The organism is Bdellovibrio sp. ZAP7, from assembly GCF_006874645.1.
In the GTDB taxonomy this organism is placed as follows: domain Bacteria; phylum Bdellovibrionota; class Bdellovibrionia; order Bdellovibrionales; family Bdellovibrionaceae; genus Bdellovibrio.
The window spans coordinates 1,231,190-1,245,514 of the sequence record NZ_CP030082.1 but is presented as its reverse complement, the minus strand read 5'-3'; the positions used below and the strand labels follow the sequence as shown (position 1 = coordinate 1,245,514).

Annotated in this window: 17 protein-coding genes; 13 read left to right on the top strand and 4 right to left on the bottom strand. The window is 45.8% G+C overall.

From position 1 onward, the window contains the following. Positions 1-226: 226 nt before the first annotated feature. The 6 genes from lpdA (at position 227) to DOM22_RS06070 (ending at position 4,331) form a co-directional block, all read left to right on the top strand. Positions 227-1,636 carry a dihydrolipoyl dehydrogenase gene (gene lpdA / locus DOM22_RS06095; RefSeq protein ID WP_142699519.1) on the top strand — a complete coding sequence of 470 codons (1,410 nt, stop codon included), beginning with the start codon at positions 227-229 and terminating at the stop codon, positions 1,634-1,636. Positions 1,637-1,729: 93 nt separating this feature from the next. After that, complete coding sequence (locus DOM22_RS06090; RefSeq protein WP_142699518.1) at positions 1,730-2,581, top strand: radical SAM/SPASM domain-containing protein; 852 nt, start codon at positions 1,730-1,732, stop codon at positions 2,579-2,581. 106 nt (positions 2,582-2,687) lie between these two features. After that, positions 2,688-2,975 (top strand): helix-turn-helix domain-containing protein, encoded by a 288-nt coding sequence (locus tag DOM22_RS06085; RefSeq protein ID WP_142699517.1) that lies wholly within the window; start codon positions 2,688-2,690, stop codon positions 2,973-2,975. A gap of 30 nt (positions 2,976-3,005) precedes the next feature. Next, on the top strand, positions 3,006-3,452 hold the full coding sequence (locus DOM22_RS06080; RefSeq protein ID WP_142699516.1) for a hypothetical protein: 447 nt from the start codon (positions 3,006-3,008) through the stop codon (positions 3,450-3,452). 23 nt (positions 3,453-3,475) lie between these two features. Then, positions 3,476-3,925, top strand: coding sequence for a hypothetical protein (locus DOM22_RS06075; RefSeq protein ID WP_142699515.1), 450 nt, complete (start codon positions 3,476-3,478; stop codon positions 3,923-3,925). A 133-nt stretch (positions 3,926-4,058) separates the two neighbouring features. Further along, positions 4,059-4,331 (top strand): hypothetical protein, encoded by a 273-nt coding sequence (locus DOM22_RS06070; RefSeq protein WP_142699514.1) that lies wholly within the window; start codon positions 4,059-4,061, stop codon positions 4,329-4,331. On the opposite strand, the gene DOM22_RS06065 is transcribed toward DOM22_RS06070, so the two are convergent. The 4 genes from DOM22_RS06065 to DOM22_RS06050 form a co-directional block, all read right to left on the bottom strand. Further along, on the bottom strand, positions 4,303-5,376 hold the full coding sequence (locus DOM22_RS06065) for an ATP-grasp domain-containing protein (protein ID WP_142699513.1): 1,074 nt from the start codon (positions 5,374-5,376) through the stop codon (positions 4,303-4,305). The two genes, DOM22_RS06070 and DOM22_RS06065, sit on opposite strands and share 29 nt — an antisense overlap. 45 nt (positions 5,377-5,421) lie before the next feature. Continuing rightward, positions 5,422-6,264 (bottom strand): hypothetical protein, encoded by an 843-nt coding sequence (locus tag DOM22_RS06060; protein ID WP_142699512.1) that lies wholly within the window; start codon positions 6,262-6,264, stop codon positions 5,422-5,424. A gap of 135 nt (positions 6,265-6,399) precedes the next feature. Further along, positions 6,400-6,846, bottom strand: a complete 447-nt coding sequence (locus DOM22_RS06055; RefSeq protein WP_142699511.1) for a hypothetical protein — start codon at positions 6,844-6,846, stop codon at positions 6,400-6,402. A 75-nt stretch (positions 6,847-6,921) separates the two neighbouring features. Continuing rightward, positions 6,922-7,350, bottom strand: coding sequence for a hypothetical protein (locus DOM22_RS06050; RefSeq protein WP_246845863.1), 429 nt, complete (start codon positions 7,348-7,350; stop codon positions 6,922-6,924). A gap of 199 nt (positions 7,351-7,549) precedes the next feature. On the opposite strand from DOM22_RS06050, the gene DOM22_RS06045 reads away from it, so the two are divergent. The 7 genes from DOM22_RS06045 (at position 7,550) to DOM22_RS06015 (ending at position 14,323) form a co-directional block, all read left to right on the top strand. Further along, the gene (locus tag DOM22_RS06045; RefSeq protein WP_142699510.1) at positions 7,550-8,857 is read left to right on the top strand and encodes a hypothetical protein; all 1,308 of its coding nucleotides are present in this window, start codon (positions 7,550-7,552) and stop codon (positions 8,855-8,857) included. Positions 8,858-8,864: 7 nt separating this feature from the next. Further along, positions 8,865-9,563, top strand: coding sequence for a hypothetical protein (locus tag DOM22_RS06040; RefSeq protein WP_142699509.1), 699 nt, complete (start codon positions 8,865-8,867; stop codon positions 9,561-9,563). Positions 9,564-9,714: 151 nt separating this feature from the next. Next, complete coding sequence (locus tag DOM22_RS06035; protein WP_142699508.1) at positions 9,715-10,245, top strand: hypothetical protein; 531 nt, start codon at positions 9,715-9,717, stop codon at positions 10,243-10,245. 28 nt (positions 10,246-10,273) lie between these two features. Beyond that, positions 10,274-11,704 carry a hypothetical protein gene (locus DOM22_RS06030; RefSeq protein WP_142699507.1) on the top strand — a complete coding sequence of 477 codons (1,431 nt, stop codon included), beginning with the start codon at positions 10,274-10,276 and terminating at the stop codon, positions 11,702-11,704. Between the two features lie 12 nt (positions 11,705-11,716). Further along, positions 11,717-12,700: a hypothetical protein gene (locus tag DOM22_RS06025; protein WP_142699506.1), complete on the top strand. Its 984-nt coding sequence runs from the start codon at positions 11,717-11,719 to the stop codon at positions 12,698-12,700. Between the two features lies 1 nt (position 12,701). Next, the gene (locus DOM22_RS06020) at positions 12,702-13,085 is read left to right on the top strand and encodes a hypothetical protein (RefSeq protein ID WP_142699505.1); all 384 of its coding nucleotides are present in this window, start codon (positions 12,702-12,704) and stop codon (positions 13,083-13,085) included. After that, on the top strand, positions 13,082-14,323 hold the full coding sequence (locus tag DOM22_RS06015) for a hypothetical protein (RefSeq protein WP_142699504.1): 1,242 nt from the start codon (positions 13,082-13,084) through the stop codon (positions 14,321-14,323). The genes DOM22_RS06020 and DOM22_RS06015 overlap by 4 nt, the downstream gene beginning before the upstream one ends. Positions 14,324-14,325 lie beyond the last annotated feature (2 nt).

Sequence of the window (14,325 nt, the reverse complement as noted above, 5' to 3'; positions counted from 1 at the left end):
GTACTAGGTAATATTTCTTAGTGAAGCATGATCTGGATCATAAATAGCTAAATATATTGAGTAATTCTCGCGCCTCAAAATGTGCCGCTAACCAACATCAAATCAAATTCAGCCAAAAGCCTCGCCTAAAACGAACCTTACTTAGTGACCGCGAATGCTAAAATAGCGTATACCAAGAGAGTAATTAAAAACTCCGCCCTGTAGTGCACATCAAAGGAAGTTACGAATGTCAGACAATCAATTTGATCTTATTGTTATCGGTTCCGGTCCCGGTGGTTATGTAGGCGCAATTCGCGCAGCTCAATTGGGATTGAAAACGGCAGTTATTGAAAAAGACAAAACTTACGGTGGCACTTGCTTGAACGTAGGTTGCATCCCTTCCAAAGCTCTTTTGGAAAGTTCTGAACATTACGTAGCGGCTCAACATGATTTCGCTGCTCATGGTATCAAAGTTCCTAAAGTTGAATTGGACTTGGGCACGATGATCGCTCGTAAAGACAAAGTGGTTAAAGCCAACACTGATGGTATTAACTTCCTATTCAAGAAAAACAAAATCACAGGCATCAACGGCTTCGGGAAAATCTTGGGAGCTGGCAAAGTAGAAGTGAAAACAGACGACGGTAATACTCAAGTGTTGACGACTAAAGCGATCGTGATTGCTTCTGGTTCTGTTCCTGTGGAACTTCCATTCCTAAAATACGATGAAAAAAGAATCGTATCCAACACAGGTGCCTTGATCCTGCCACAAGTTCCTAAAACGATGATCGTTGTCGGTGGTGGTGTGATCGGTCTTGAACTGGGTTCTGTATGGCAGCGCCTGGGTGCTGAAGTAACAGTGATCGAGTACACGAACCGCTTGGGCGGCGCTACAGATCAAGACTGCATGAACGTTCTTAAACGTAACTTGGAAAAAGAAGGCATGAAGTTCCTTCTTTCGACGAAAGTAACGGGCTCTAACGTTGTTGCTGACGGCGTTGAAGTGACTTACGAATCTTTGACTGACGGCAAAGCAACAACTGCGAAAGCCGAAGTTGTTCTGGTAGCAACTGGACGCAAACCATTCACAACAGGCTTGGGTCTTGAAGAAACTGGTATCCAAAAGGATCCACAAGGTCGCATCATCGTCGATGCTCACTACCAAACCTCAGTTGCTGGCATCTATGCCATTGGTGACGTTATCGCGGGCCCAATGCTTGCGCACAAAGCGGAAGAAGAAGGCGTAGCAGTTGCTGAAATGCTAGCTGGTGGCGCAGGTCACGTGAACTACAACACAGTTCCAGGCGTGATCTACACTCACCCAGAAGTTGCAACTGTAGGTATCAACGAAGAACAAGCTAAAGAAAAAGGTATCGAAATCAACGTGGGTAAATTCCCATTCCTGGCAAACGGCCGTGCGCGCGCGAAAGGCTTCACTGAAGGTTTCGTAAAAATCATCGCGGATAAGGCCACAGACAAGCTTTTGGGCGCTCACATGGTGGGTCCTGGCGTATCTGAGCTGATCCACGAAGTGATTGTGTGTATGGAGTTCGGTGGCAGCAGTGAAGATCTTGCAAGATCCTTCCACGCCCACCCTACTTTGTCAGAAGTTGTGCGTGAAGCCGCCCTGGCGGTTGAAAAACGCGCTCGTCAGATGTAAGAGAGTTCCAAATCCAAGGCCTCTGGGATTTCCCAGGGGCCTTTTTTATTTTAAGGATCCTGACTTATTAAATCTAAGAACCGCTTTAACAAGGTGAATATCGAGATCAGCAACATCTGCAATCTGCAGTGTAGCTTCTGTCCGCCTGTTGAGCGTGAAAAGAAAATGATGAGCCTGGAGGTTTTCGAATCCGTGATCACGCAAGTGGCCCCGCTGACTGACCAAGTGACTTTACATTTGATGGGCGACCCTTTGGTGCACCCCAAATTGGCAGAGTTCATCAATATCTGCGCGAATCATCAGGTTCCCGTGTTCCTGGTTACCAACGGCGTCTTGATGAATGCGATGAAAGAAGATCTTTTGCTACACCCGATTTTGCGTCAGGTGAATTTCTCTTTGCACAGCTTCCATGACAACTATGGAGACAAAGACCCAACTATCTATTTGAATAAGATCTTTAACTACACTCGCCGAGCAATGGCCGAGCGTCCAGATTTGTATCTGAATTTCCGTCTGTGGAATTTGGACGCCCCGCTGGGCACTGGTGCCCACAATCGCTCGATGCTAGACCGCGTAGGCACTGAGTTTGGTTTTAATTTTAACGAAGCCATCGACGTTCGCAGGAACAAAAGTATTCGCATCCAAGATCGCTTATATTTGCACTTCGATACTGAGTTCACGTGGCCCTCGGTTGACCTGCCCTTACTCGGCACCAAAGGCACTTGTTATGGCCTTTCCAGCCACTTTGGCGTCCTTGCTGATGGAACTTTAGTGCCATGCTGCCTGGACAAAGAAGGCAAAGTTCCACTCGGCAATGTAAAGGACGCCTCCGTTGAATCCATCCTTGGTTCCGACCGCGCTATGAAAATTTTAAAAGGTTTTAAAGACCATAAATTGGTCGAAAACCTCTGCCAACGCTGCCAATACATCACCCGCTTCCAATAGGCGCTATCGGACCTGGCACCTTTCTACTTTTTCGATGAATTCTATCGAATCATTCTAATTTACGCATGGCAGCGATCTGTCTATAACGGCCTCCACGGAGAATGTTATGGAAACTTTAGCGAAACGCCTTAAAAGACTACGCACAGAACAAGACAAATCTGCCCAACAAATCGCAGATCTTACAGGCATCCCTGTAACCACTTACCGTGAGTGGGAAAATGGCCGTCAGATTCTGGGTGAGCCCTATGAAAAGCTCTCAAAAGCATTAGACGTTTCCCTGTTTGAGCTGATGACGGGTCGTAAGCCAAAGCACGCAGATCTATTTATCAAACTTGAAGAAGTAGAAAAGACTTTGTCTGAACTCCGCTCTCAACTTGGCAACTTGCTAACTTAATTTTTCACCAGAATTTATATAGAGAATATTATGAAAAACTTAATCGCAATTTTGGCACTAGTCATTTCAGCTTCTACAGCCTACGCGACAGAAGAAACTATGACTGAAGAATGTATCGCTCAAACTCCAACGGGCCAAACTATCGCCCTTTATCTTTTGCCAGGTGATGCTCGCTCGATCGAATCAGATTCTGAAGAAGAGCAAAGCAAGTGGGTCAATTTTGAAGGCATTTCTTATGGCAACAATATTCCGAAATATGCCGCAATTGTTTTAAACGTTATCCAAGAAACTATTGTCACTCGCGATATTATCGACGACGGCTGCCTTCAAGGTCATAGATGGGACTCGGTTCGACTGGCGAAGGTCACGAAAGTATCTGCTTATTTACCCAAATCAAAAGGCATCAAAGTGGGCCAAACCCTGCGCTTCGCTTGCACTACCACGGTTCAGGCTCCCACAGGCCTAGACTGCCACTAAATTTTAAAAACATAGGAGTATTTATGAAATCTGTATTTGTAACCTTGGCGCTTCTTATTTCTGCTAACCCTGTTTTTGCAGGTGGTGTTTATTTAACTTCTAATTGCACAGCGTATACGATCGACGGCAACCAAGTGAAAATCGGCGTCGCGGGCCGTCCCATGGATGCCTACAGAATTGAATCAGACAAACTTTCTGAAGAAGAAAATCTGGTAACTTGGGATGGCATTGAAAAGGACGAGGATGGCAACATCTTCAATTTAGTTCTAAAGCAAACCAATAGGACAAAATTTGAAGCGAAAAATTATACTGAAGAATGCTTTGAGAATGAAGCCGAAGTCACAGTTGAATACGCTGTCGTAAAAAAGGTTTCTAAGAAAATCTCTCAGACTTTAAATATCAAAAAAGGCCAAAAGCTTGCTTTCGTTTGCCAAAGTGTCGTTACTTACGGCCCGGTCGGCAAATGTAACTAAAAACAGCTGGTTTGAGCCCAATTCGTGGCATTTTTTTAGGGCTCGGACCCCATAAGAGCCCTCAACCTCAAAGAAAATGGACAAATGCGGCCTTCCCGTGGCATCTTTCGGCCTTATTAAATTCGGAGACCCCATGGATGCATACGAAGGCGTAAATCACGTTCCACCACAACCACCTAAATCATTTCGCGTGACGATTGAGCTTCACAAATCAGCCAAACGTTTGGATGTGGTTTTATTAAACGCCCTTCGCAATCAAAAAGAAAACCTGAATCTGTTCAACATCACTCGCACAACTTTCAAACAGTTGTTCTTGGATGGCAGAATTCAAATCAAAGGCCAACGCGCTAAAGTTTCTTCCAGCGTTGCTAAAGGCATTACTTACGTAGATATCCTTGGCTACTAACGACCATCTTAAAGGCTTGCTCTAGCATCGCTAGCAGCAAGTCTTTAAAGTCCCAGCCAATTCCTCGGGCAGCAATAGCAGACAGACTGTCTTGATTATCCCGCCCCGGCCTTCCTGGCCCCGTCATATTCGGTTTCATATTTAAATCAAAAATCAGGTACTTTCCGTCGGAGTTTTGACGGCAATCAATGCGAATCGGCGCATGAATTTCCAAAAGAGTTCCAGCTCGCTCGCAAGCCTGTACCGCACTGTGAATAGCGGCTTCCTGCGCCTCAACTGGCGACAGAAGAACACTATTAGAGGTCACCGCTACGACACCGTTGTAAGGCGCAACCCCTTCGACATGATTCACACGTCGCACCGGAGGCAATGCCCAGGGAGTGTCTTTAACGACGTTCTCCCCTTGAACACGATAAGTCCCTGCCGGCATCACCGTGATCGTTATCTCGTCACCGGGCAAAAACTCTTCGGCCATAAAAGCATCACCAAACTCCCCAGAGGCCTTCCACTTTTCAACCAACGCTTTCAATGCTGGGGATTCCTTGACGACTTCCACACCTTGGCTGCCACGACCACGGATAGGTTTAATCATCATGGGAGCCGTTAAATTTAATGACTGCCAGTTTTCAAGCTTAATAACTTCAGAAAAAGCCACCGGAAGTCCACGCTCTCGCAAAAGCTTATTGGTCGCGAACTTATCGTCAGCCTTTTGCACATCCGCAGGAAGCTGTCCCACGAACTTTACATCAGGATATTTTATTTTCTCAACGGGATGGCCCACGTACAAAACAGTGTTCAGCCAAAAGACTCTGGCACCAGCTTCATAGGCTTTCGCAAAGCCTGATTCGCTATCAGGAAAGACCCAGTCTTTATCATTTTGTGGTTCAGGAAAAGCCACCGGCGTCGCCACAAACTGACCACTTTCCTTAAGGGCATAGGCTATATCAGCGCCGCTATCACTGTAGCCGCCGGGTTTAAAAGGTTTTTTAATTCCATCGATGGCTGGAGGTGGTTCACTTTGAAAAAAGACTGCGACTTTGCTCATGCTCTGATTCTAACGTCGCACTGATTGCTATGGCGAACAAAAATATCAAAATCGCCCTGATAAAAAGAGTTGGGGTCCCAAGTATTGGTAGTTAAACTCCCCCGTCCACTTACTGCCTTGCACGTCAACACCAACATAATACCAGTTCAGTGCAGCACCAGCGCCCACATACTTAGTGAACCACCAATCCGTAGAAATAGTGGCATTCACGACATTACCCTGCATGTCCATATTCGACGCTGAAACTTTATAAGCAAATACCCCCAGATTCGAGCCCACGCTCCAGTTATCAAAGATATAGTATTTTGCATCGATTCCTATTAGGGGGAGCGGCGCATTTGTAGAGGCTGTGGCTTCGCGACTGCCACTCAGCCCACTTAGTGAAGCACTGCCTTCCGCTTTAAAACTAATTTGCGACCACTGCAGACCGGCTCCTGCAGCAACTTCCCAAGTTGAGTTTTTGATAAATGCATAAGACCAAGCGATGGGAATCACCGTGAAATTAAAATTGGTATTCACAGTCGCGCCGACCGGATAAATTTGATCACCAATTTGAATTTGACGGTTGATAACCCGATTGCCCGTTCGATTAAAATTAAATATTCCTAGAGTTAAGCGATTATGCTCTGACTTCCGCCAGAGGGCATCTGCGCGAATGGTCGTTTCTTCAACATCAAGACCCAAATCGTTTTCAAGGTTTACTTCATCCCCGCGGCCGAGAGCCTTATTATCCACGCGCAAAGTTGTATCAAAGGAAGGAAGAAAATATCCCAGATGGAAGATGAACATTTCCGCTCCCGGTTCCGGTTCGGCGTGTGCCGCTTGGAAAGGAAGTTGAAATACCAAAGCCACGAAAACGAGCAAGACCTTAAACGACCGACCAGTCATGGATGTTCCTTGGAAATATTTGTTTTAAATATTTCGACCCAAACTGAAAGTCTGTTCAAGATGTGATTATGCAGGACAAAAAAAGGGACCCATTAGGTCCCTTTTTAAATTTCAACTTTACAATGATAATGGCTACTAGCGAGCCACTTCATCCATTGTCGTGTTGACATAGATTTTTCCACCCTTGATGGCTTCTAAGGAATTTGTCAAAAGCGCGCGATCCATTTTATAGGATTTTGCATTGCAAATACCATGAACCAAATCATCATAGTTTTTGCACGGTTTCGGGAAGCAGGAAAGATTGAAACCTACAGAGCTCACAAAGCTGCTGGCATTTACCGAACTCAACGTTTTCCAAGCATTCGCTTTTTTGTTACGGAAATACGCAGCGATTAGATTTACTTGGTCTGCATTCAGTTGATTGCAATAAAGTTTAGCACCCTCTTGTGTGCGCTCGTTATTGATCACCACAAGTTTCGCGTTAATTGTATCTACCAAAGTATCGACGAATTCTGGCGTGCTAGGGGCTGCAAATGCTGAAGAAGACACCGTCACTGCGATCATCAAAATAAGCTTTTTCACTCTATAACTCCTCGTAGGGCATTAAACATTAATCCCCCGAAGAATTAGCGGATTTGGACTTAAATCACAAGGGCATTATCTACACAGTACGGAGAGGGCAAACCAAGCAGGCTTAACCGCAGGCTCCATTGGCTCTATATCCGCCGTGGGTTCGTATTGATTCAAGATATCGCTTTCGTAGCGTGTGCAGTCACTTTTTTTGAAATTTTTCTCGGTTGGTACGGAATCAAAAACAGCCAACATTAAATCCATGTAGGCCTCATCTGCTGCTGTCTGAGGCATATTATTTTCACGCACGACTTTAATTTCGTCAGTCACCCGGCGAATCGCGCGAAAACGCTCTTTATTATTCTTAGCCAGGCCCATTTCCTTCTGCAGAAGCTCGACATAGCTGTCGACCTGAGCTCGCAGCGTACGGCCGCTCGTGACGGGAATCTCTCGAATGGCCGCGTTTGCTGTCCCCACAAGGAACACAAGACCTAGGACCCACTTCAAGTTGTTCATATCTCCTCCAGAGTGCTGACCGCAAAAGCAACGGCCGACTTCTTTATTCTATGACTCACCAGATGAATTTCAATACGCACTCGCCCGAATTTTATGACACGTCACCTCTAGCTAAAATGGGGCTTGGCCGCAGGGCATTTTGTTTGAATCTTAAAAACCGGCAATGTACCGTTTTCCTCGCGTAATCTGTGGAGTCATCATGCAACGTTTGATTTTGCTTCTTGTGGTTTTGGTTTCTTGTAGTTTTGCCCACGCGGCCGTGTGGACAGAAGTTAACTCTTGGTCACCGGCTTGGGAAGACCGCTTCTCTGAGTGGGTTGAAAACAATTGGCAAATTGATTTCTTTGCCCGCAAAAAGCTTCCGAATGGCCAAAGCAATCCTTATTACGGTCTCCGTACGGACTGCGCCGACACTGTGTATTCCATGCGTTTGATTTTCGCTTACGAAAATAAACTTCCCTTCGTGATTCAAGATCCCACGGCTTATGGTCGCACGATTTCAAATCAAATGAAGCGTTTCGATAAGCAGCGTGAAGAACAACGTGTGAAAAGTTTCCTGCTGTATATCTATGACATGGTCAGCACTAAATCCGTTGCCAATGACACCTACCCTGTTGCGATTTCACGCAACACTGTTCGTGCAGGCTCTTTGATTCTGACAACTGCGGTAAATCACCATTCTTGGACAATCAAAGAAATGCTGCCGATCGGTGTACCTCACTTGGTTTACAACTCCACGGTGGGTCGTACTTCAGGTTCGACTTTGCAAGAGCGCCAATCCTGGCCAAACCCTGAATGGGTTTTTGAAGGCGATCAAACTCCGGCGGGTGGCGCGGGCTTCCGTTACTGGAGACCGGTTGAGTATTTGAACCAACCTGTTTGGAAAGTTCCGGGCTACAGCGAAGAACAATACAAAGTTCCTTTGAAACGCTGGGTGAAATACGCACAAGGCCGTTTGCAACTTCGTCGCGAAACGGATGAGCAAATGATGGCGCGTTTGATGAAAGTAACTTGCCAAGGTTTGGTCGGCCGAGTGAGTGCGGTGAACGATGGTTTGAATGCTTTGCGCTCCACTCGTGGTTGTATGTCGTATGAAGACTATGACACTTACTCCACACCAAGCCGTGACCAACGCGTATTTGATGACTATGTGACTTTGCGCAAAGTTTACCGCGAGTTGGTTCTGGCCAACAATGCATCCGATTTAAGCTTGGACATGCGTGTGCGTCTGAACAAGATTTATCCTTTCATCGAAGAAAGCATGCTCAGCGAAACTCGAAAAATGGCCCCGGTGGGCGTTGACGGAATTTCTGTTTGTACCACTGAATATTCTTCTGGTCAGTACATTGACTTAGCCGAGTTCAAACGCAGATTGTTTGCGGGACTCATTTCAAACAATCCCATGGACGAAGCACAGTACCGTTGGGGTCAGCTCCGTGGACCTTCGCAGCGTGCAAGAAGCTGTAAGTCATGGGATGTTTGGGTTCCGAATCTGAAACAGGATTAAAGGAATTATGAAAGAAATTAAGTTTAGGCATTGGTTTTTTTGGGCTGCAGTACTTTTCATTTTAGGAGTGGCTGCGGATTATTATTTCCTGCATATTCTTTTTCACGAAAAACCAGTTAATAGTGGTGCCAATACGGCCGTGATCTCTGCCGGAGAAAGCGCTTCTGCACCGAATACAGCTGTGACAGGTTCTGAGGCCGGAACTGCAACAGTGGCAAAATCACCGGTGGCAGTTTCTGACAAAGACACATTCAATGACTCTTTGAAAGCCTGTGCTCCCGAAATCGCTGCTCAAGCTGTGGCAACGCCAGAAGCTTTGGTCGAATACTTACGTAAAAGCTTGGGTGTTAAAACTGAAGAAACGACTTTGGAAAACTATCACCTGGACCAACCCGACGGCACAAAACGTCGTGTGCATGTGATCGGTGCTGATAATACGAATGCGAAATCCAAAAAGACTGTAAAGTTCTATAAATTGGATGCGCAAGATCTTCCGGAAGAAATTCCGTTAAAAGTTGACGACACCGTTGAAAAGCTTTTAGCAACTGGAAAAATCACCCGCGTTGAAAAAAAGATGGATTTGAAGCTTAAGGATAATTCTTCCGTGAGCTTGGAAATGCACGACAATAAAGTTTTCCAGTTTCAGTTTAACAATCATGGCAAGGTTCTTTCTTGCCTTGGTACCGACTGCCAATGCGGGCAATAGCCCGCACGAAAATCGTCCGGCCGATGTCCGAAATTCAAGTCTCGGGCACCGGACCAAATTCACTCAGCTCATCTAAAATCGAATTCAAGCTCTAAAGTCACTGGTATCCCCTTTGCTCGATAGCCTCACGTCACTCTGACGAGGGGGCCCCGTGAAGACTTTCTTCATCATCGCACTGGTACTCTTGGCACAGCAAAGCTGGGCTAAATTAGGCGCGTGTCCCACGCATGCTGCGCACAATCCCAAAGATCTGCGCATGATCGAATTTCTTAGAGAAATGGAAGGCCGCTACGACCTCGGTAGCTGCCACATTGAAATTCAGGTCTGCAGAGTCGCAAAATCCTCCCGTGAAATTCATGGTACCATCATCGCCGATATGCTCGTTGTCGACAAAACTGGCTTTGAGCGCTACGTCCCCTTTTATATTCCTGAATTCGACTACTCAAAAACACATCAATTGGAAATCCAAAATTCGAGAATGCTGCATTATCGATTTCGCGACAGAAACTACGACGATGCCACGGGCCGTGATGAACGCTGGGCCGTCGAGTTCGTAAAAACTCCTGATTTAAAAAAATTAGAGTACATCGAAATCGGATACAGCAGTCAAAGCCAACGGGCCAACAAGACCTCCAAGAGATGGATCGTCTGCGGCACACAACGAGAAAAAGAAGTTAAATAATTTCCGAACCTACATAAAGGAGATCTCCATGAAAAATAAATTGCTCGTAGGAACCATCCTGTCATTGAGCATGGTCCAGCCTACTCATGCCGCGCCTGAGGAAAGCCAGTTCGCCGTTCTTAAGCCAGAGAAATCCTGTCAGGTCAAAGCTCCGTCGATGGAAAACCAGGCCCCGATCTATTTTAGCAAAGACTGCAGCACTGCTTATGTATTGCCTCAGAAAACAATTAAGGCGGTTAAAACTTGGGCAAAACTGCCAGGGGCTTCCGATCGTTTTTGTAAGGAAATCCTTAATAAAAAATCCCAATCATTTGACTACGATGCAAAAATCGCCAGCCTGAGTGCAGAACTTGATCAAGTGATCTTGAAAATCACAGAGGCCCCTGCTGACAAGAAAGATCTTTACGAGTTGCAAATCAAAGAGCTCAGAAAGCAAATTGCCTATTACACGAAAAGAAAGAACGATATCTTTGGTATCTACGACCTCATGCCTGCCTTGCGTGTTAAGTACACTCTTGAAGATCGCATCATGCAAAACGTGGAAGCTTACCGTATAGCAAATGCATTGCCTGATGGTTCTAATGGTCCAACGAAGTTCACACCGGCATTAATCACCAGCTCAACTTTGGTTATTTCAAGAAAGTCAGCAAAAACCACAGTCGGAAAAACGATTCTGAATGTCGATTTTCCAAGTTATCGCGTGCCCGCGGCTTCAGGGGTGACTCTGGATTCTGAGGCAACATATGTGGCGATGAACGGTGGACTGACTGGTCTGGTTGATATTTCGACGTCAGCTTATTGTAATACCAAAGACAACCGCGAGGATCTAGATAGACTGATTAGCGAAACTGTCGCACTGAATCTTGCTTATAAGGTTAATGTGCAAACTGGGATCAAGCTGGACGTGAATGCAACTATCAAGACAACGGATTTCCTAAACAACATCGAAAGTTTCATTGAAAGAGGAAAGTACACTCGCAGAGACTTCACCCAAGGCGTGATCGCCGGCGGACTTGACAATTCCCTCAGTATTACTATCGACGACAAAGGTCGCCCTTACAGCTTTGACGACTATATGAAAGGCACCGCTGATGGCGAAGAGCTTTCCCCATTCGCTCGCATTATCAACAAAAGTATTCAACAGTACTTTCTTCGTGCAGAGAACAAGTTAAAGCAGCTGGGTATTTTCAGTGAAGAACCGGTTGCAGGCGCTCCTGAAATTCAACCGGGCACCGATGACGTGGCAACCGGTACAAGACAGGTCTGCTCAAGCAATTCGGGTTTCTTTGGAATCGGGGCATCCAGAAGCTGCAGCACTCAAACGATCTACACAAGAGTAGACCGCAATGGTGTGAGCGAGCTGACTAAAGACATTAAAGATGATTCCTGGATCAGTGAACATATCACTTTGGAAGCAAATCAAACAACGACCGTGGATCACACATCAGGTTTCAATTAATTGGAGAATTATATGAAATTCGCAACATTCATTCTAATAATCGCGGCGACTGCGAACGCTCAGGCAACAGATTGGGGTTCACTTGGAAAGTGGGCTCCCTCCCTTAAAAGCGAAAGTATTTATCTGGATCCTGATACGGGATTGCGCGCTGAAGTTTACAAATTGCCCACAGGTGCTTCTCGCTTTCACCGCCTGTTCGTTAAAAACACACCGATAAAGGTGATTGTCGACGCAAAAAGAAATTCGAAAGCTGGCGATCTTTGTAAATTGTCGATCTTTCTTGGAAAGAGATTTAAAGCGAAACTAGTTATTCCCGGGGATGGAATTTCGGCGGCAGCTCTTGCCAAGTTTTCGACCTTTGAAAACTCTGTCGTGGTAGGTGAACCAAAAATAAACCTGACAAAAAACTATGGCTACTGGATTTCTAACGATACGGAGTACCGCGAAAGCAAAGGATCTTTAGAAAATGAAATTTCCTTGATCGGTGCTAAAGTTCGTGAGTCCGATGGTCGGGAGATTCAAATTGATCTTTCGGATAAGAACGCTTTGGCCTGTGATCTTATGGAGCAAACTGTTCAATTCTCGGTCGTAAGAGATATCACATATGAAAAAGCCCTTCCAGACAAAACCATGTGGATCAAGCAAAGTGCTTATACTTCCATTTACCAACAGTTCTGGAAATTCCAACCCAACGTAGTCAGCAACAAGAACACTCCGAAGCAAAATGAAATTGCAGAGGCCTTCGCATTGGGTGTTGCCGCTCGTTCTGTCGTGGCAACATCAGAAATGCTTAATTCTGCCGAAAGAATTCAAACCTTCTTGAATTCGGTGAAAGCCGATTATGTGACTCTAAATGCCACCCAGAAAGCGACTGCGAAAGACTCTGAGCTTTATAATAATTGGGGAATGAACATTGACTACGTAAAACCTGAAAATCCCAAATACACGTTGAATTGCGTTATTGGGGAAACGTTGGATGTAAATATCGGAGACTAAAATGAAAAACCTGCTCGGACTCATTTGCTTAGTTTCACTGCTAACAGCCTGTGAAAATCCCGGCACTCCCCCGCCTGAAAATAATGGACAGAATACGCCGGGTGTCTCTTCGCAGGTTCAGATGCAAGCGACGATTTTAAGTCAATTGCACAAATCTTGGAGCTCGCAAATGGGCAAAATTCAGTGGCAACAACCTGATCCGAAGTCTTTGACGATCACTCAGGCATATGTCTTGGGCTCAGTGATACTGCAACTGGAGAACCAACCCAAATCAGAAAGCATTCAATTGCTTCTGGAAGACTTTCCTAAAATATCGGACCCAAGAAGTGATTCGTACGAAATGTTGAATCTGGCGAAGGAATTTTTGAAAAAGGAAAATTTATGAAAAAATGGTTCCTCGTCGTATCGATGATTTCAAGCTCGGCATTTGCTATAGGTCCAAGAATTTCCTCATCTTGTGAAGTAGCAAAAAGCATCCGCACGCCACCGAACAGCGGTGGCTATTTTCTAACCGCGGATTGCAAGACGGCTTATGTACTGCCTCCGGCGCAAGCTTCCCGCAAAGTCACAGGAATCACCAGTGGCAACCTGGGCCGCTGCTCAGAGATCAGCTCCTTGAATAAAATGATGGCAGAACTCAACAGACAGACGACAGAAGCTATCAAGGGAAAGGTCAACGAGGAGGCCTTGACCACCATTCGCGAGGCGCGTGAAAAAATTAAATCCGACTATGGCGACTTGGCTTCGGCATTAGGTGCCTCGGTGGAAATGATCTTTGATATGAACATCGAAAAAAATGTTCAACGCTTTCGTCAATACAATACCGCTGTTCCTGTGGCCTTCATGGCGGTCCCGCTGAAAGAAGTTACGCTTGCTTGGAATCAGGCAAAAAACCAAGATCCTGATATGCGTATTGCTTTTAACGAGGACCTGCCGCTTCCCAAGGATAGCAATGTTGGAGCCGGAAGCTACTCTGCCCGATTGGATTTAAGCTTGTTTGGAGCTTGTAAACTTCGGGATCCTTTCACGCGCGAAATTCCTGAGCAAATCGATTCCCAGGTTTTAGCAGGCCTCATCACGCCAACTGCCTTCTACAAATACGAAGTAGGTGCGACATTTGGTTACACTGCCACTTACAATAAAGGATTGTTAGCTAAAAAAATTCGCGAGTCTTCATCCAAAGGTGGATTCTTTAAAACCGCCACGGCCTCTTCACTCATAGAAACTGCCGAAACCTCGGGCTGGTTTTCACTGACGATGAGTTGTAATGACTCTCGCGTTTGTGCAGAAGTCAAAGCCCAGACCGCCTGGGATATTAAACAAAGACTGATGCAGGAAGTTTTAGATGACATTTCCATGGCAAGGCTTGGGGTTTCACTTCCGCCTGTGGAATCAGGAACGCCAGGTAAAAACGGGGCTTCTGCCGCAGCTGAGGGCCTAAGAAAATGTGCTCATCCCTATTGCCAGGCTGGCGCGATTGTGTTGGATATCGCCAACTCAACATTCGGGGGAGCTTCTAAAACAGACTCCTATATTTCAGCGAATAACTCCAAGGCGGAAGAGACGGTCGAAATCACAACGCCTGTCATGTTTAGCGGATCTGTTGGCTTTTCAAAAGACTAAGG

Bases quoted from the DNA above. Each gene is read 5' to 3' on its own strand.
- lpdA (WP_142699519.1), top strand. From the start codon at position 227: ATGTCAGACAATCAATTTGATCTTATTGTTATCGGTTCCGGTCCCGGT.
- DOM22_RS06085 (WP_142699517.1), top strand. From the start codon at position 2,688: ATGGAAACTTTAGCGAAACGCCTTAAAAGACTACGCACAGAACAAGAC.
- DOM22_RS06080 (WP_142699516.1), top strand. From the start codon at position 3,006: ATGAAAAACTTAATCGCAATTTTGGCACTAGTCATTTCAGCTTCTACA.
- DOM22_RS06075 (WP_142699515.1), top strand. From the start codon at position 3,476: ATGAAATCTGTATTTGTAACCTTGGCGCTTCTTATTTCTGCTAACCCT.
- DOM22_RS06070 (WP_142699514.1), top strand. From the start codon at position 4,059: ATGGATGCATACGAAGGCGTAAATCACGTTCCACCACAACCACCTAAA.
- DOM22_RS06065 (WP_142699513.1), bottom strand. From the start codon at position 5,376: ATGAGCAAAGTCGCAGTCTTTTTTCAAAGTGAACCACCTCCAGCCATC.
- DOM22_RS06060 (WP_142699512.1), bottom strand. From the start codon at position 6,264: ATGACTGGTCGGTCGTTTAAGGTCTTGCTCGTTTTCGTGGCTTTGGTA.
- DOM22_RS06050 (WP_246845863.1), bottom strand. From the start codon at position 7,350: ATGAACAACTTGAAGTGGGTCCTAGGTCTTGTGTTCCTTGTGGGGACA.
- DOM22_RS06045 (WP_142699510.1), top strand. From the start codon at position 7,550: ATGCAACGTTTGATTTTGCTTCTTGTGGTTTTGGTTTCTTGTAGTTTT.
- DOM22_RS06040 (WP_142699509.1), top strand. From the start codon at position 8,865: ATGAAAGAAATTAAGTTTAGGCATTGGTTTTTTTGGGCTGCAGTACTT.
- DOM22_RS06030 (WP_142699507.1), top strand. From the start codon at position 10,274: ATGAAAAATAAATTGCTCGTAGGAACCATCCTGTCATTGAGCATGGTC.
- DOM22_RS06025 (WP_142699506.1), top strand. From the start codon at position 11,717: ATGAAATTCGCAACATTCATTCTAATAATCGCGGCGACTGCGAACGCT.
- DOM22_RS06020 (WP_142699505.1), top strand. From the start codon at position 12,702: ATGAAAAACCTGCTCGGACTCATTTGCTTAGTTTCACTGCTAACAGCC.
- DOM22_RS06015 (WP_142699504.1), top strand. From the start codon at position 13,082: ATGAAAAAATGGTTCCTCGTCGTATCGATGATTTCAAGCTCGGCATTT.